Source organism: Microbacterium thalassium, assembly GCF_014208045.1.
Lineage (GTDB): Bacteria > Actinomycetota > Actinomycetes > Actinomycetales > Microbacteriaceae > Microbacterium > Microbacterium thalassium.
In genome coordinates this window covers 637,543-653,733 of sequence record NZ_JACHML010000001.1, presented here as the reverse complement: position 1 = coordinate 653,733, position 16,191 = coordinate 637,543, and the positions used below count along the sequence as shown (strand labels likewise).

Annotated in this window: 18 protein-coding genes, 3 tRNA genes and 1 pseudogene; 9 read left to right on the top strand and 13 right to left on the bottom strand. The window is 69.4% G+C overall.

Annotation, left to right across the window (positions count from 1 at the left end; all coding sequences use genetic code 11):
- Positions 1–130 precede the first annotated feature (130 nt).
- Together HD594_RS03055 and HD594_RS03050 are read left to right on the top strand one after the other, a co-directional pair.
- Positions 131–204, top strand: a tRNA-Ile gene (locus HD594_RS03055).
- Positions 205–216: 12 nt separating this feature from the next.
- Positions 217–289 (top strand) — tRNA-Ala (locus HD594_RS03050).
- Positions 290–359: 70 nt separating this feature from the next.
- Here HD594_RS03050 and HD594_RS17900 read toward each other — a convergent pair.
- Positions 360–452 (bottom strand): annotated as a pseudogene (locus HD594_RS17900) (hypothetical protein); the annotation flags it as partial.
- Between the two features lie 74 nt (positions 453–526).
- Between HD594_RS17900 and HD594_RS03045 the strand changes: the two are divergent.
- Complete coding sequence (locus HD594_RS03045) at positions 527–955, top strand: NUDIX hydrolase (RefSeq protein ID WP_184749559.1); 429 nt, start codon at positions 527–529, stop codon at positions 953–955.
- 7 nt (positions 956–962) lie between these two features.
- On the opposite strand, the gene HD594_RS03040 is transcribed toward HD594_RS03045, so the two are convergent.
- Complete coding sequence (locus tag HD594_RS03040) at positions 963–1,436, bottom strand: aminoacyl-tRNA deacylase (protein ID WP_184749558.1); 474 nt, start codon at positions 1,434–1,436, stop codon at positions 963–965.
- A complete protein-coding gene (locus HD594_RS03035; RefSeq protein ID WP_184749557.1) occupies positions 1,429–2,019 on the bottom strand; it encodes a DNA helicase in 591 nt (196 codons plus the stop codon). Before HD594_RS03035 ends, HD594_RS03040 begins: the two co-directional genes overlap by 8 nt.
- A 96-nt stretch (positions 2,020–2,115) precedes the next feature.
- On the opposite strand from HD594_RS03035, the gene HD594_RS03030 reads away from it, so the two are divergent.
- Positions 2,116–2,688 carry a peptidylprolyl isomerase gene (locus tag HD594_RS03030; protein WP_184749556.1) on the top strand — a complete coding sequence of 191 codons (573 nt, stop codon included), beginning with the start codon at positions 2,116–2,118 and terminating at the stop codon, positions 2,686–2,688.
- Between the two features lie 13 nt (positions 2,689–2,701).
- Positions 2,702–3,580, top strand: coding sequence for a rhomboid family intramembrane serine protease (locus tag HD594_RS03025; RefSeq protein WP_184749555.1), 879 nt, complete (start codon positions 2,702–2,704; stop codon positions 3,578–3,580).
- A 143-nt stretch (positions 3,581–3,723) separates the two neighbouring features.
- Here the strand turns inward: HD594_RS03025 and HD594_RS03020 are convergent, their stop codons facing one another.
- A complete protein-coding gene (locus tag HD594_RS03020) occupies positions 3,724–3,960 on the bottom strand; it encodes a cell division protein CrgA (RefSeq protein WP_184749554.1) in 237 nt (78 codons plus the stop codon).
- Positions 3,961–4,061: 101 nt separating this feature from the next.
- On the opposite strand from HD594_RS03020, the gene HD594_RS03015 reads away from it, so the two are divergent.
- The 3 genes from HD594_RS03015 to HD594_RS03005 are packed head-to-tail and all read left to right on the top strand — an operon-like array spanning position 4,062 to position 5,634.
- Positions 4,062–4,844, top strand: coding sequence for a class E sortase (locus tag HD594_RS03015; RefSeq protein WP_271171282.1), 783 nt, complete (start codon positions 4,062–4,064; stop codon positions 4,842–4,844).
- The gene (locus HD594_RS03010; RefSeq protein ID WP_184753010.1) at positions 4,841–4,999 is read left to right on the top strand and encodes a hypothetical protein; all 159 of its coding nucleotides are present in this window, start codon (positions 4,841–4,843) and stop codon (positions 4,997–4,999) included. Before HD594_RS03015 ends, HD594_RS03010 begins: the two co-directional genes overlap by 4 nt.
- Entirely contained in the window at positions 4,999–5,634 is a 636-nt protein-coding gene (locus HD594_RS03005) for an anthranilate synthase component II (protein ID WP_221446539.1), read from the top strand. Before HD594_RS03010 ends, HD594_RS03005 begins: the two co-directional genes overlap by 1 nt.
- Before the next feature lie 10 nt (positions 5,635–5,644).
- On the opposite strand, the gene pknB is transcribed toward HD594_RS03005, so the two are convergent.
- From pknB to HD594_RS02970, 7 genes are all read right to left on the bottom strand, one after another.
- Positions 5,645–7,342 (bottom strand): Stk1 family PASTA domain-containing Ser/Thr kinase, encoded by a 1,698-nt coding sequence (pknB, locus tag HD594_RS03000; RefSeq protein WP_184752488.1) that lies wholly within the window; start codon positions 7,340–7,342, stop codon positions 5,645–5,647.
- Between the two features lie 73 nt (positions 7,343–7,415).
- Positions 7,416–9,149 carry a serine/threonine protein kinase gene (locus tag HD594_RS02995; protein ID WP_184749552.1) on the bottom strand — a complete coding sequence of 578 codons (1,734 nt, stop codon included), beginning with the start codon at positions 9,147–9,149 and terminating at the stop codon, positions 7,416–7,418.
- Positions 9,146–10,603, bottom strand: a complete 1,458-nt coding sequence (locus HD594_RS02990; protein WP_184749551.1) for a peptidoglycan D,D-transpeptidase FtsI family protein — start codon at positions 10,601–10,603, stop codon at positions 9,146–9,148. The genes HD594_RS02995 and HD594_RS02990 overlap by 4 nt, the downstream gene beginning before the upstream one ends.
- Before the next feature lies 1 nt (position 10,604).
- On the bottom strand, positions 10,605–11,990 hold the full coding sequence (locus tag HD594_RS02985) for an FtsW/RodA/SpoVE family cell cycle protein (RefSeq protein ID WP_184749550.1): 1,386 nt from the start codon (positions 11,988–11,990) through the stop codon (positions 10,605–10,607).
- The gene (locus tag HD594_RS02980) at positions 11,990–13,225 is read right to left on the bottom strand and encodes a PP2C family protein-serine/threonine phosphatase (RefSeq protein ID WP_184749549.1); all 1,236 of its coding nucleotides are present in this window, start codon (positions 13,223–13,225) and stop codon (positions 11,990–11,992) included. The genes HD594_RS02985 and HD594_RS02980 overlap by 1 nt, the downstream gene beginning before the upstream one ends.
- 17 nt (positions 13,226–13,242) lie before the next feature.
- Complete coding sequence (locus HD594_RS02975; RefSeq protein WP_184749548.1) at positions 13,243–13,761, bottom strand: FHA domain-containing protein FhaB/FipA; 519 nt, start codon at positions 13,759–13,761, stop codon at positions 13,243–13,245.
- Positions 13,758–14,492: an FhaA domain-containing protein gene (locus HD594_RS02970; RefSeq protein ID WP_184749547.1), complete on the bottom strand. Its 735-nt coding sequence runs from the start codon at positions 14,490–14,492 to the stop codon at positions 13,758–13,760. Before HD594_RS02970 ends, HD594_RS02975 begins: the two co-directional genes overlap by 4 nt.
- Before the next feature lie 159 nt (positions 14,493–14,651).
- Here HD594_RS02970 and HD594_RS02965 point away from each other — a divergent pair.
- A tRNA-Leu gene (locus HD594_RS02965) sits at positions 14,652–14,735 on the top strand.
- A 73-nt stretch (positions 14,736–14,808) separates the two neighbouring features.
- On the opposite strand, the gene HD594_RS02960 is transcribed toward HD594_RS02965, so the two are convergent.
- On the bottom strand, positions 14,809–15,300 hold the full coding sequence (locus HD594_RS02960) for a GNAT family N-acetyltransferase (RefSeq protein WP_184749546.1): 492 nt from the start codon (positions 15,298–15,300) through the stop codon (positions 14,809–14,811).
- Positions 15,301–15,328: 28 nt separating this feature from the next.
- Complete coding sequence (locus tag HD594_RS17645; RefSeq protein ID WP_184749545.1) at positions 15,329–15,970, bottom strand: GntR family transcriptional regulator; 642 nt, start codon at positions 15,968–15,970, stop codon at positions 15,329–15,331.
- Positions 15,971–16,191: the final 221 nt, after the last annotated feature.

Genomic DNA, 16,191 nt, shown 5'->3' with positions numbered 1-16,191 from the left:
CTCAGTCAAGCAACGGCGTGTCTGCGCGGCAACGAAGGATCGCCTCCCCTCAGCCCTGCCCCGATTCGTGAATTCGGGAGAAGTCGGGTAAAGTCTTGGAGGTTGCAAGCGAACAGCGAGGCAACATCACGGGGCTATAGCTCAGGCGGTTAGAGCGCTTCACTGATAATGAAGAGGTCCCAGGTTCAAGTCCTGGTAGCCCCACTCCTTCGCCCCGGGGCCTTAGCTCAGTTGGTAGAGCGCCTGCTTTGCAAGCAGGATGTCAGGAGTTCGAATCTCCTAGGCTCCACATCAGGAAGACCTGCCCGACGGGCGGGTCTTCTGTCGTCTCACCGGTGTGCTCGCGATCCCGAGAGCGCTCACGCGCCGAAGCCGGGATCGCCGGCCTGTTCGACGAGGAAATGCCAGCCGAGCCACCACCTCCACACGGTCACAGCGATCCGCACCGAGCGATCCCCTCAATGCCCTCGGGTGAGCTTCGCGTTTCCGCGGCATCGCCGTCGGCGCTGCTCGATATGGTGAGCGCATGGATCTTCGCGTGGCGGCCTACGCCGTGATCGTCGACGCCGAAGACCGCCTCCTGCTGGCGCACTGGAACCAGAGCGGACGCAGCGGCTGGACGATGCCCGGCGGCGGACTCGAAGAAGGCGAGGACCCGGCGCGCGCCGTCATCCGCGAGGTGCGCGAAGAGACGGGCTACAAGGTGGCCGTCGACGATCTGCTCGGCATCCACTCCCGCGTGATCCCGGCCGGGCGCCGCATCACGGCGGGGACAGGGCGGCCGCTCCACACCCTGCGCATCGTGTATCGCGCACGCGTGACGGGCGGCAAGCTGCGTCACGAGATCGACGGCTCGACCGATCGTGCGGCATGGTTCGACATGGCGCACGTGCGCGGGCTGCAGAGGGTCAAGCTCGTCGACATCGCCCTCGAGATGGCGGGCTACGGAGCCTGACGACGGCTCAGCGAGCCGGCTCGGTGATGTCGGCGACCACGGCTCCGTATGACGCGATGAGGGCGTCGGCGTCGACGAAGAGGCTGTAGCCGTGCGCACCGGCGCCCATCGCGATCCGCTCGCCGACGATCTGCTCGTCCGCGTAGACCGGCCAGTCGGTCGAGCTGCCGATCGGCACGATCGTCCCCCGCTCGTAGCCGGTCGCCGCGAGGGCGCGATCGGGATCGGGCATCTGCAGCCGGTTGACTCCGACGACGGCGCGCAGCTTCGGCCACGAGATGACGCGATCACCGGGCACGAGCGCGAACAGGTACGTGTCGTCGGCGCGTTTGACCACGAGGGTCTTCACGATGCCGGACGGCGGGATGCCGAGCAGCTCGGCGGCCTCGGGCAGGCTCTTCGCCGCGGGGCGCTCGTGGAAGGCTACCTCGAGGCCCCGGTCGGCGGCGGCGGTTCTGACGCGATCGAGGGGATCAGGCATCCGGGGCGCGCAGCGGGTCGTCCGCGACCCACAGCTCGTCGTCGGCGCGCAGCGTCTGCCATGCCGCGTAGAGCACGCCGATCGCGGCGGCCGCGCCGAGGATGATGGCGATGACGCCTCCGGCGCCGATGCCCTTCTTCTTCGGGGCGGGCTCGATGACGCTCAGCTTGGCCGCGATCTTCTTGGCGGCATCCTTGGAGTACTTGTCGGCCTTCTTGGCATAGACCGCGCCCTCGGGCAGGGCGAAGCCCTTGCCGGCGGACAGGCGGTTGCGCGTGTCGTTCGCGGCGTCCCAGACCGACAGCGCGCTGCCGACGACGGCGCCCGCCGTCGGGACGATCTTGTCCTCGAGGACGTGCTTGGAGTACTTGGCGCTCTTGTCGACGTACGGCGCCGCATACTTGGCGTACCCGGCCTGCACCGAGGGAACGATCTGCTCACGGTTGTAGTTGCCGATCTGGCGACGGGCTTCGCGAGCAAGGTCTGCGGCCTCACCGGCCAGCACCTGCTGCGACTCCCACAGGTTGTTGGCCTGCTTCTGGAGCTTGTCGAGTTCCTTCTTGCGCTTGCGGCTGAGGCTCACGGTGCCCTCCCGGTAGATGGGGATGTCGTTGTCTTCATCTTGCCAGACCCTGCCCGCTCCGGGAGGGGTTGCGGGGAACTCTGCGAGAATGTATCCATGCCGATTCATACTGCTGTCGCCACATTCCACACCAACCACGGCGACATCGTCGTCAACCTCTTCGGTGATCACGCCCCCCGCACGGTCCAGAACTTCATCGGGCTCGCCGACGGCACAGGCACCTGGACCGACCCCGCCACCGGCAAGCCGGGCGAGGGCCCCCTCTACACCGACGTCATCTTCCACCGCATCATCTCGGGCTTCATGATCCAGGGCGGCGACCCGCTCGGTCAAGGCACGGGTGGCCCCGGCTACACGTTCGACGACGAGATCAACCCCGAGCTGACCTTCACAGAGCCCTACAAGCTCGCCATGGCGAACGCGGGCCTGCGTCGCAACGCGATCACGGGCAAGCCGGCCGGTACGAACGGATCCCAGTTCTTCATCACGGTCCCCGGGCAGGGCGGGCGCGGTCCCGAGTGGCTGCAGGGCAAGCACACGATCTTCGGCGAGGTCGCCGACGACGCCTCGAAGGCCGTCGTCGACGCCATCTGCGCGGTCCCGACCGCGGCGGGCGACCGCCCCGTCGAGCCGGTCGTGATCAGCTCGATCGACATCGCCGCGGTCTGATCCTCGCCGCCGCGTGACCACGGACGCCCCGCGCCGCAACAGCGACGACTTCTGCTACCGGCATCCGGACCGGCAGAGCTTCGTGCTGTGCCAGCGCTGCCTGCGCACGATCTGCACGGAGTGCCAGACCCCGGCGCCGGTGGGGGTCATCTGCCCCGAGTGCCTCCGCAATCAGCAGGCGGGAAGATCACCTGCTCAGCGCAAGGCCGAGCGCCGGTGGTCACGGCCCCGCGTGCTGTCGCCGGCCACCGGGCGTCCGATCGTCACCCAGGTGATCGTCGCCGTCACCACCCTGTTCTGGCTGGTGGGGCTCATCCCGGGCTTCGGATCGGCGGTGCAGGACTGGCTGCTGTTCTGGGCGCCGTACCTGTACCCCGATCTGACCGGGACGTTCCAGCCGTGGCGACTGCTCACGGTCGCGCTCGTCCACGCCGGGTTCTGGCACGTCGGGCTCAACATGCTGGCCCTGTGGATGATCGGCCGGATCCTCGAGCCCATGCTGGGGCGCTGGCGGTTCCTCACGCTGTACCTGATGAGCGCCTTCGGCGGATCGGTGGCGGTGACGCTCCTCGCGTTCACGACCCCGGTGGTGGGCGCATCGGGCGCCATCTTCGGACTGTTCGGGGCCCTGCTGGTGATCGGCCGCCACATCGGCGCCGACATCACCGGCATCGCGATCATCCTGGGGCTGAACCTCGTGATCGGGTTCATCCCCGGCTTCAACGTGTCGTGGCAGGCCCACGTGGGCGGGCTGGTCGCCGGCGCTCTGGTCGGCCTCATCTTCGCGCGCACCCGATCGGTGCGCCGGCGCGGTCTGCAGATCGGGCTGCTCGCCGGGCTCGGGGCGGTGCTCATCGCACTGCTCCTGGTGCCTCCGGTGTTCATATTCTGAGGAATCCCGTGACAGGAATTACACCTGTGTGATTCATCCCCAGCTGTGGAAGAACCTGTGGATAACTCCTCCCGACCCGCACATGCGACGAGCGCAGGACCGATGAGGTCCTGCGCTCGCTCTGGAGGAGTGGGTGCTGTGCGCTAGCGCCAGCGGGTGGTCATGAGGAAGCCGAGGAAGGCGATGCCGAAGCCGATCACGAGGTTCCATGCGTCGATGCCCGGAATCGGGTACTGCATGCCGCTGAGATAGAAGACGATCACCCAGACCAGGCCCACGAGCATGAGTCCGATCATGATGGGCTTGAACCACACGGGATTGGGTGCCGCGTCACCTTCTGCGCGCTCGACGAGTTCGTCGTCGTTGCCGGGTCGTGCCATGTCCACCATTCTAACCGGCGGGCGGAGCCCTGCCCGACGCTGACTAGAATCCCGATGTGGAGGAGGACCGGACATCGTCGCGCGCCGAGAGGCGGGGCTCCGTGAGCATATCGACGCGTCACCGTCCGGCGACGGTCATCGGCGTGATCGGCGAGCTCCTGATGACCGTCGGCGTCATCCTCCTTCTCTACGTCGCTTGGCAGCTGTGGCTCGGCGACGTCATCTACGGGGCCCAGGCCAACGCGCAGGGGAACGAACTCTCCGAGACGTGGGCGGACGGCTTCGCCGAGACGGATGCCGCGACGCCAACCCCGATCACGGTACCGACCCCGACCGCCGCACCGATCCCGACGCCGGCACCGGAGGACACCGAAGATGTCGAACCGATCATCCTCGCCGAGCCGTCGGGCACCGAAGACTTCGCCGTCCTCCACGTCCCGAGATTCGGCAGCGACTACGCGGTCCCGATGGCCGGCGGCGTGACGCGAGCGGGAACGCTCGATCGCCAGCGGATCGGACACTACCCCGGCACGCAGATGCCGGGTGAGATCGGGAACTTCGCCGTCGCGGGACACCGCACCACGTATGGAGCGCCCTTCAACCGCATCGCCGAGCTGCGCGTGGGAGACCCCCTCGTCATCGAGACCGCTGTCGGGTGGTACACGTACCGGTTCCGTACGCTCGAGTACGTGCGCCCCGATGCCACCGACGTGCTTCTGCCCGTGCCGCAGGCACCCGACACTCCGGCGGGTACGAGATACATGACGATGACCAGCTGCAGTCCGCTCTACTCCGCGGCAGAGCGGATCATCGCGTACAGCGTGTTCGAGTCGTTCACGCCGCGCGCCGGCGGCCCGCCCGCTTCGCTCGCAGGAGGTGCATGATGTACGCCGCCCTGTGGCGTGTGCTGCCGGGTCCGTGGTGGGTCCGGGTGCTCATCCTGGTCGTCCTCGTAGCCGCCGTGCTGTACGGGCTCTTCTTCTACGCCTTCCCCTGGATCAGCGACATCGTCGCACCCCAGGACGTCACGGTCGAATGATGACCGCGCACCCCGCACCCGTGCTCGTCGTGGACAACCACGACAGCTTCGTCCACACTCTCGTCGGCTATCTGCACGAACTCGGCGCAGAGACCGACATGGTCGAGGCGGATGCCGTCGACGACCCGGCGGCCCTCGTCCGCGGGCGTCGCGGCGTGCTCGTCTCGCCCGGACCCGGCACTCCGCAGCGCGCGGGGGCATCCACCGCGATCGTGCGCGCGGCCGCGGACGCCGGCATCCCGGTGCTGGGTGTTTGCCTCGGGCACCAGGCGATCGCCGAGGCCTTCGGGGCGAGGGTCGATCACGCCCCCGAGCTGATGCACGGGATGACATCGCCGGTGCACCACGACGGGTCGTCGCTCTACGAGGGTGTGCCCGAGCCCTTCACCGCCAACCGCTATCACTCCCTCGCCGTGCTGCCCGAGACGGTGCCGGACGAACTGGTGATCACCAGCCGCACCGACAGCGGCGTGATCATGGGCCTGCGACATCGGACGCTGCCGATCGAGGGCGTGCAGTTCCATCCCGAGAGCGTGCTGACCGATTCCGGCTACCGGCTGCTCGGCAACTGGCTCGCCCGCGTCGGCTACGCCGAGGCGCCCGGGATCGGCGCGCGGCTGCATCCGCAGCGGTGAGCCGCCGCGCTCAGGATGTGCCGGTGCAGTACGTGAGCGTGATCGCGGAGCGGATCGGCACGTCGCCGGGTGTCAGCGACTGGTTCGAGACGGTCGGCGGAGTCGTCGCGGCGCAGCCGGGGTCCTCGGAGGTGGAGACCTCGAGTCCGATGGCCTCGAGATCGCGCTGGGCCGCGTCGAGCGTGTACCCCGTGACGTCGACGAGGGTCACGCGACCGGACGCGACGACGACGTTGACCACCGTGCCGACCGGGACCGAAGCTCCGGCGTTCTTGTCGGAGGAGATCACCGTGTTCTCGGCGAGGTCCGGGTCGTTCTGGGAACTCGCCGAACCGAGCGTGAGTCCGGCATCGCCGAGCGCCTGCTCGGCGGCTGCGAGGCCAAGACCCTGGATGTCGGGGACGGTCGCCATCTCCTGTCCCTCGGAGACGTAGACGCGGATCTCCTGGCCGGGGTTGACCGACTCGCCCGCCATCGGCTCGGTGCGGATGACGTTCCCGTCCGCGACGTCCGAATTCGGCTCATCGACGCGGAACGCCACCAGATCCTCGGCTCCGAGCTCGCCGGTGGCGCGCTCGTACGTCATGCCGCTCACGTCCGGCACGATGCGGGCGCTGGACGGCACCTCGGTCCCCGGCTGGATCGAGAGGACCCAGAACAGGAGTGAGATCAGCAGGACCGCGAGCAGGGCCACGCCGGTCCAGATCCAGGCGACGGGCGGCCCGGACTGCGTCCGCTTCATCGTGGTGTCGGTGCTCAGCTGACGCAGGGAGCGGGCCGTCTCGGCCGCCTGGCGGGGGTTCTCGCCGTACAGCTCGCTGGTGAGCGCACCCATCTGACGCTTCGACGGCGCCTTGCTGTCGACGGTGGCGTCCAGCGCCGAGCGGAACGCGGCGGCGTCCTGGTACCGCTGGAACGGATCCTTGGCGAGAGCACGCATCGCGACGGCGTCGAGGCTCCGCGGGACGCTCGGGTTGATCTCGGACGGCGCCACCGGCGGCTCGGAGACGTGCTGGTAGGCGACGGCGACGGGAGTCTCGCCGCGGAAGGGCTGGCGTCCCGCCAGCATCTCGTACAGCACCACGCCGGTGGAGTACAGATCCGCGCGCGCGTCGACGGGCTCGCCCTTGGCCTGCTCGGGCGAGAAGTACGCGGCGGTGCCGATGATCGCCGTGGTCTCCGCGACGGTCGACGAGCTGTCGGACACCGCGCGGGCGATCCCGAAGTCCATGACCTTGATCTGGCCCGCGGCGGTGATCATGACGTTGCCCGGCTTGATGTCGCGGTGCACCACGCCGGCGCGGTGGGAGTACTCGAGCGCCTCGAGGATGCCGTCGACGTAGCGCACGGCATCCCCGACGGGAACCGGCCCGTCGGCGATGACGTCCTTCAGCAGCCGGCCGCGGACGAGTTCCATGACGATGAACGGCACAGCGCGGGTCGTGCCGTCCGTCAGCGTCTCGGAGTCCTCGCCGGCGTCGTACACGCGCACGATCGTCGGGTGCGACATGCGCGACGCCGCCTGCGCCTCGAGCCGGAACCGGGTTCGGAAGGCGTTGTCGCCGGCGAGCTCACGGTCGAGGACCTTGATCGCGACCTCGCGGCCGAGCGTGAGGTCGTAGCCGCGGAAGACGCTCGCCATCCCGCCGCGCCCGATGGGCTCATCGACCCGATAGCGGCCGGCAAGCACGCGCGTCGCAGCTGTCAACGTCACTCCCCTGTCAGAACCTTCCGCAAGACTAGCCGAGGCCCGACGGGGCGAGCGTCGGGCTGTGGACGCGTCAGGGGGTGCCGGTGGGCGAGGTCGTCGGCGCGGCGACGATCGTCGCGGTCGCCTCCGGCGAGGCGTCCGACGTGCGCGTTCCCGACGAGCCGCCCGAGCAGGTCACCGTGTACGTGACGATGAGCGTGCCGGACGCACCGGACGGGATCGTGATCATCGCGTTGCGATCGGTGGGCAGGAACGACGCGGTCGAGCTGCCGTTCACGTCGAACGTGCCGTTGGTAGCGGGGGTGGCGGTGAAGTCGTATCGGCTCACGGAGCCCGCCCCGGTGATGCAGGAGTACCCTTCCCAGGACACCTCGATCGTCGCATCCGGTGCCACGGTCGCCGCGTTCAGGATCGGTGCCGCGGGCTGCGTCATCGCCTGCTGTGCAGAGTAGTACGTCAGCGTGATCGTGGTGCCCGGCTCCACACGGCCGGTCGGATCGACGCTGTAGACGACGTTCTCCTGGTCGGCCGACGGCGCCGCGTCGCCGGAGACGCAGCTGGCGACCAGGTCCGCGTCCTCGACGACCGAGCGCGCGGAATCGCAGGTCTTGCCCACGAGGTCGAGCTCGCTGACGTTGACGCGGCCGTCCTCGGTCGGCGTCGGCGTCTTCGTCGGGGTCGGCGTGGGCGACTCGCTGCTCGCGCTCGGCGACGGCGTCGGCGAGCCCTGGCCCGCTGCCACGAGCGCCCAGATCGTGCCGCCGAGCACGAGGAGCAGCAGCACGATGAGCGCGATCAGCGGCCACGTCCACGGGCTGCGCTTCTTGGGCTCGGCCAGTTCCTCTTCGCCCTCGAGCGGCACCGGGGCGGCCATGAGCTGGGTCGCGGCGGCGGTGTCCTCGCTCGACATCAGCTTGGTCGTGTCGTCGGCGAACGCGGCTGCGCCGACCGCGAGGGCGGGCACGGCGGCGGCAGCGGCCGCGAGGTCGCCGCGGCGGAGGGCCGTCGCCGCGCGTGCGACGGCGGCGGTGGAGGCCGGCCGGTCCTCGGGCTTCTTGGCGATCATCGCCATCACGAGGTTCTGCACGGGCTCGGCGACCGTGGGCGGCAGCGGCGGGGGCTGCTCGTTGATCTGCGCCATGGCGATCGCGACCTGCGACTCGCCCGTGAACGGGCGCTTGCCGGCGAGTGACTCGTACGCCACGATGCCGAGCGAGTAGATGTCGGTCGCAGGGGACGCCGGGTGACCCGACGCCTGCTCGGGCGACAGGTACTGCACCGTGCCCATCACCTGGCCGGTCGCGGTCAGCGGCACCTGATCGGCGATGCGCGCGATGCCGAAGTCCGTGATCTTGACGCGGCCGTCGGGCGTGATCAGCAGGTTGCCGGGCTTGATGTCTCGGTGCACCAGACCCGCGGCGTGCGCGGCCTGGAGCGCCGCGGCCGTCTGCGCGACGACGTCGAGCGTCTTGTCGGTCGACAGCGTGCTGTCGCGCTCGAGGATCGTCGAGAGGGCCTCGCCGGGCACGAGCTCCATGACCAGGAACGCGCTGCCGTTCTCCTCGCCGTAGTCGAAGACGCTCGCGATGCCCTCGTGGTTGACGAGGGCGGCGTGCCGGGCCTCGGCGCGGAAGCGCTCGAGGAAGCCCGGATCCCCCATGTACTCGTCCTTGAGGATCTTGATCGCGACCGTGCGGCCGATGACGTGGTCGGTCGCCTCCCACACCTCGCCCATGCCGCCGATGGCGATCCGAGAGTCCAGCTCGTAGCGGCCGCCGAAGGTCACACCCTGCGTCGGTCTCATCGTCCCAGCACCGCCTCCATGACCTTCTTAGCAATGGGCGCGGCGATCGTGTTGCCGCTTCCCGACTGTCCCAGACCTCCGCCGTCTTCGACGACTACGGCTACGGCGACGGCGGGATCGTCAGCCGGGGCGAATCCGGTGAACCACAGCGTGTACGGTTCACCGTCTCCGTTCTCCGCGGTGCCGGTCTTCCCGGCCACCTCGACCCCGTCTATTCTTGCACCCGATGCGACGCCCTCACTGACATTGGCGACCATCATCGCAACCATCTCGGAAGCGAGGTTCCCATCGAGGGCGCGACCGTACTCGGTGTCCTCGAATGTCTCCTGCACCGACAGGTCCGCCGCGATGACGCGGTCGACCATGCGCGGCGCCATCACCACGCCGCCGTTGGCGATCCCGGCCGACACCATCGCCATCTGCAGCGGCGTGGCCGTCACCTGTCCCTGGCCGAAGCCGGTGAGCGCGGTCTGGGCGTCGTCGAGTGCGCGCGGGTAGCTCGACGGGGTCGAGACCAGCGGCAGCTCGAACGACTGGTTGAACCCGTACTTCTCGGCCTCTTCGCGGATGGCGGCGTCGCCGAGTTCGACGGCGAGCTCCGCCATCGGGATGTTGCAGCTCAGGCGCAGCGCGTCGGCGATCGTGACCTCGGAGCCGCCACCGCACGTCCCCCCGCCCGCGTTGCGGATGGCGGTCGTCGAACCGGGGAGCGTGTAGGTCGCGGGATTCGGCAGCGTCGACTCCGGCGTGTACTCGCCCGACGCCAGGGCGGCCGACGCGGTGACCAGCTTGAAGGTGGAACCGGGCGGATTCAGGTCGCCGGCGATCGCGCGGTTGTAGAGCGGATCGTTCGCGTTGGCGAGGAGCTCGTCGTACGACGCGTTGACCGCCGCGGAGTCGTGGGAGGCCAGCACGTTGGTGTCGTAGCTGGGGCTGGTCGCCATCGCCAGCACGCGTCCGGTCGACGGCTCGATCGCGATCACCGCTCCCTGCAGACCCTCCAGTGCCTCGTAGGCCGCTCGCTGCACCGCGGTGTCGAGCGACAGCACGACGTTCGAGCCCCGCGGGGGCTGGCCCGTGAAGATCCGCTCGAGCCGTGCGAAGAACTGGGAGTCGTCCTGGCCCGACAGGACGGCGTTCATCGCGCGCTCGATGCCGGTCGACGAGCCCAGGGCGGGATTGATGAAGCCGGTGACGGGCGCCCACATGTCGGCATCGGTGTACACCCGCTGCCAGCTGTAGACGTCGCCGGAGGGGATCGAGGTCGCGATCGCCGACCCGCTGGCGATGATCGAGCCGCGCTGGACCTCGTACGAGTCGTAGAGGGCGCGGGTGTTGCGCGGGTTCTCGGCGAGGGTCTCGGCCTGTACGACCTGGATCACGCTGGTCGCGGCGAACAGGGCGAGGAACATCAGCAGCATGATGATGCTGAGCCGTCGAAGCTCCTTGGTCATGTCAGCCGATCACCACCCGCGGGCGCGAGCGCACGGCATCCGAGATGCGCAGCAGCAGCGCGACGATGATCCAGTTCGCCACGAGCGACGAGCCTCCGGCGGCGAGGAACGGCGTCGTCAGTCCCGTCAGCGGGATGACGCGCGTGACGCCGCCGACCATGATGAACACCTGCAGCGCGAGCGTGAAGGACAGTCCCGTCGCCAGGAGCTTGCCGAAGTCGTCCTGCCCCGCCAGGCCGATGCGCACACCGCGGCTGGCGAACACCATGTACAGGCACAGGATCGCGAACACGCCGATCAGCCCCAGCTCCTCGCCGAGGCTCGCGAAGATGTAGTCGCTCTCGGCGACCGGCGTGAGGTATGGCCGGCCCTGTCCGAGGCCGGTGCCCAGCAGCCCGCCGTGGGCGAGGCCGAAGATGCCCTGGACGAGCTGATAGCTGCCGCCGGTCGCGTCGATGACCTCGGGGTCGAAGGCGTTCAGCCAGTTGTTGAAGCGCCAGCCGACGTACGTGAGCACCTGCGCGGCGAGCACCGCCCCGACGATCGCGAGCGAGACGCCGATGAGCACCCAGCTGGTCTTGCCGGTCGCGACGTAGAGCATCGCGACGAACATGCCGAAGATGAGGAGCCCGGTGCCGAGGTCGCGCTGCATCACGATGATGCCGACCGAGACGAGCCAGATCACCAGCAGCGGGCCGAGCTCGCGAGCGCGGGGCCAGGTCATCCACAGGAAGCGCGTGCCGACCGACGACAGGCTCTCGCGGGTGCGCACGAGATAGCCCGCGAAGAAGATGGCCAGCAGGATCTTCGCGATCTCGCCGGGCTGGAACGAGAAGATCCCGAACGACACCCACACGTCCGCGTTCGCGTCGGTGCCGAGGCCCGGGACCAGCGGCAGCAGCAGGAGCAGAATCGCGGCCAGGCCCGAGATGTACGTGTAGCGGAACAGCACGCGGTAGTTGCGCAGCGCGATGACCACCGCGATCGTCAGCACGAGGGCGATCGCCGCCCACGCGAGCTGGCGGGTCGAGAAGGCGTCCCACCCGTGCCGGTCGCCGGCGATGTCGATCCGGTAGATCATCGCCAGCCCGATTCCGGTCAGCAGCGTCGCGATGGGCACGACGAACGGATCCGCGTCCCGGGCGACGAGCCGCAGCACGATGTGCAGCGCCAGGATCAGCGCCGTCGGGCCGCCGCAGTAGACGAGGAACGTCCAGTCGATGGCGCCGAGCGCCCCCAGCTGCACGAGCGCGACGGCGGCGGCGTTGACCGCGAAGGCGAAGATCAGCAGGAACAGCTCGCGGTTGCGCTGCGTCTGGGGGACGTGGATGCGCTTGAGGGCGCGGACCACCGCGGTGTCGGTGCTCAGCTGGTCCGTGGCGGTCATCAGTCACCTCCCGAGACGGCGCGTAGTCGGTCGACCACAGCGTGTGCGTTCTCGAGGGAGTCCGCGCTGATGGTGTTCTCCACCGTAGCCCGCGTGAACGGCGACAGATCATCGAGCAGGATGCCGGTGTCCTCATAGACGGTCGAGAGGGGGAAGGGGCCGAGATCCTGCTGGATTCCGCGGTAGATGACGACCGAGTCGGCATCCGCTCCGATGAAGTACCGGGTCTGCGACCACTGGTAGGCGCCGAACAGCGCGGCCGTCAGCAGCAGGAGCACGAGGACGAGGCCCGCGATCCACCCCAGCCGGCGGCGGCGCGCGCGGCGGCGGTCCTCCTCGATGAGCTCCTCGAGGAACTCCGCGGCCGGCTCGAAGTGCGTCGGCTCGTTGGCGGCCTGCCGTCCGGGGTGCAGCCAGCTCGTGCGTCCGGGACGGGCGGCGGGCACCTCGACGCCCTCGGGCGTGGACGCCGATCCGACGATCGACGGCGTGCCCGAGAACACCGGGTGCGCTCCCCCGACGTCCACCAGCACGATCGTCACGTTGTCCGGTGCGCCGCCGTCCAGCGCCTGCTTGAGGAGCATGTCGGCCGTGCGTCCGGGAGCAAGGCCCAGCGCGAGCGCCTTGGAGGTGTGGGCGTCGTCGACGACGCCCGACAGCCCGTCGGAGCACAGCAGCCACCGGTCGCCGGGCTCGGTGGGCATGATGAACGTGTCGACCTCGGGGTCGGGGTCCATGTCGCCGAGCACGCGCATGAGCACCGACCGGCGGGGGTGGTAGCGCGCCTCCTCGGGCGTGATCCGGCCGGAGTCCACCAGCCGCTGGACGAACGTGTGGTCCGTCGTGATCTGGGTGAGCGCGCCGTCGCGGTAGAGGTAGATGCGCGAATCGCCGATGTGCGCGATGACCGCGTACTCGTCGACCATCATCAGCGCGCTGACCGTCGTGCCCATGCCCGCGAGCTCCGGACGGCGCACCACGGTGTCGATCAGCTCGGTGGCGCAGTCGACGATCGAGTCGCGCAGCTCCCGCTCGGCCGCCGCGGTGCCGTCGTACGGATGGTCGATCTGCTCCAGCCGGTGGACCGCGACGCTCGAGGCGACGTCGCCGCCGGCGTGACCGCCCATGCCGTCGGCGACGACGAACAGGTTCGAGCCCGCATAGCCCGAGTCCTGGTTGTTGGAGCGCACCCGCCCGGTGTGCGAGATCGCCGCGCTCGAACCCTGGAAGACCATGGAGGAGGGACCGCTCGTTACTTCCGCAGCTCGAACGTGGTCGCGCCCACCTTGATGGGTGCGCCCACGATGACGGGGACGGGAGTGCTGACGCGGACGCCGTCGTGCGACGTGCCGTTGGTCGAGTCGAGGTCCTGGATCATCCACTGCTCGCCCCACAGCAGAAGGCGGGCGTGGTGGCTCGAGGTGTAGTCGTCGCGGATGACGAGTCCGGATTCGCTGGATCGCCCGATCGTGAGCGGCTCGTCGCCCAGCGGCAGCTCGAGTCCGGCCTTGGGGCCGCTCGTGATGACGATGCGCGAGACGGCGTCCACGGTCGCCTTGCCGCCCTTCTGCGGGGCCGGCGCGCTCGCCGGGCGCGACGTCGCGGTCGCCGCGGCCGCGGCCGCCGGTGCCGCCGCGGGCGCGGCGTCCGGCATCTTCCTCACCTTCACGCCGAACAGGTCGGCGCGCAGCGAGTACACGACCGAGAACACGAAGAACCACAGCAGCAGCAGAAAGCCGATCTGGAGCAGCAGGTAGGTCAGTTCGCTCACGTCAGGGGCCCTTGCTCGCGGATGTCGTAGGCGCGGGTGGCATCGGGAAGCGGCGGCTTGGGGGGAGCCGCCTGCGCCACCACGCGGAACACGATATCGGTGCGGCCGATCGTGATGGTCGAATCCGCCGCCAGCGGCGCCTCGCTGATCTTCTGGCCGTCGAGCTTGGTCCCGTTGGTCGAGTTCATGTCGCGCACCATGCCGCGCTCGCCGTCCCACAGCACCTCGGCGTGCTTGCGGCTGGCTCCCGAGTCGGCGATGGTCACGTCGGCGTCGGAGCCGCGGCCGATCACCGTGCGCGACTTCACGAGCGGATGCCGCGTCCCGTCGATCTCGAGCACGCCGCGCCACGATACGCGGCCGACGGCTGTGGAGCTGTCGACGCGGAGCGTTCCGGTGGAGAGCTGGTCGTCTCGCTGCAGCGTGATCGAGACCGGGCCGGCGAACGTGTAGCCCTGCGCCTTCGCATGCTTGGTGACGAGCGTGTGAAGCTCGTCGCTCAGCGCGCTGCCGAGCCCGGACATGTGGGTCTCGTCGGTCGGCGACAGGCGGACGGTGAAGGTGTTGGGCGCGAGAATGCGGTCGCGAGAGACCACGGCGGCCTGCTTGTCGAGCTCGCTGCGCAGGGCCGAGGCGATCTCGACCGGCTGGATGCCGCTGCGGAAGGTCTTGGCGAACGCGCTGTTCACAGCGCGCTCGAGACCCTTCTCGAAGCTGTCAAGTAGTCCCACGAGGCTCCTCGGGCTGGGGTGCCGGTTTGAATCATGCTAATTGCACAGTCCGCGCGGAGCGGAGTCCCAGGCCGGGACCGGCCCTCGGTTCGGAGCATATGCGACGCCGTGATACGATCGGGAGGTTGAGTTCGCGGGGATCCCCGGATCCCGCGACTCGCGCGAGTGGCGGAATAGGCAGACGCGCTGGCTTCAGGTGCCAGTGCCCGAAAGGGCGTGGGGGTTCAACTCCCCCCTCGCGCACAGAAGGTCGAAAGGGCTCCCGGACGGGGGCCCTTTCGCCGTTTCCGGGCGGACGGATGCTTCCCGTGGAACGTCAGGCGCCGTCGAGGTTCGGCACGAGGGTGAAGACGATCTCCTCGACGTCCTCCCCGACGCCGGGAGCGTACGCGGTGCTGCGCGAGACCTCGGTGAACCCGGCCTTGCGCAGGACCGCGATGGATGCCGCGTTCCGCGCGGCGACGCGCGCGAAGAGCGGCCGCACCGGCTCGTGGGCGACCAGCTGGTGCAGCGCCTCGCCGGCCACACCGCGTCCCCACGCGTGGCGGGCGATCCAGTAGGTGACCTCGCGGTCGTCCCCGACGGTGAAGGTCGCCGCGGTGCCGGCGAAGCCGCCGTCCTCGGTGACGACGACGTAGGTCACGTCGGGTGAGGAGGTCACCCGCGCGAACCATGCGTCGAAGGCCGCGCGGTCGTCGGGGTCCGAGGCCGTGAACGCGGCCATCGCGATCGCCTCGGGGTCGCGCATCATCTCGAAGATGGCGTCGACGTCGTCTTCGTCGACGTCGCGGAGCTCGATGTGGGCCACGTGGCCCACGCTAGCGAGCCGCGCGGCGTCAGGCCAGGCCGTGCAGCCGTCGCAGCACGGCCTCGGCGCGCGTGCCGTCATGGGTCACGATCGCCTCGCGCAGGTCGATGTAGAGGCCGGTGCGCGCGACGGGGTCGTCGATGCAGGGCTGCCACCGCTGCAGGTGGCGCCGCAGCGCGAACTCGGAGGCCTGCATGAAGCGCAGGATCGCGATGTTGCCGGCGGCGCGCGTGAGCTGCTCGAAGAAGGCGAAGCTGGAGACCGCGAGAGCCCGGTGGTCGTCGGCGCGGGAGGCGGCGATCATGTCGTCGGCGTCGTCGAGAGCATCTGTCACCACGTCGGGCGAGCAGCCGGTCGTGCACAGGATGTGCACGACGTTGCCCATCAGATAGGCGATGAGGGCGAAGGTGTCGGCCTGGGCCTTGTCGTTCGGGATCGACACACGCGTGTAGCGGTGCGGGATGACCTCGACGAGGCCGCTGACCTCGAGGCGCTGCAGCGCCTCACGCACCGGCGTCCGCGAGACCCCCAGCCGCTCGGCCAGGTCGTGATCGCGCAGCCGCTCGCCGGGCGCGAGCTCGCCGCCGAGGATCGCCTCGCCCAGGCGGCGGTAGACCTCGTCTCCGAGGACGGTGCCCGTGGGGTCGAGGCGTGAGAGCGAGGGCGACATGAGTGCGACAAGTGTACGCCCCGCGCCGATGGCGGGCGGTCTGCGGCCGCCGGCCCGGAAAGAGGACGGCGACCGGTGCGGAAAACATACGCGAACTGCGTTTTTTCGCCCGACGGGAAGGCCCCTCGGGCGGTAGAGTCGACATGTCACGCTTACGGCGTGACCTATCCGGGGGGATCCGTCGGCGCCCGGGCTTCGAGCATCGCTCAGCCCGGGCGCGC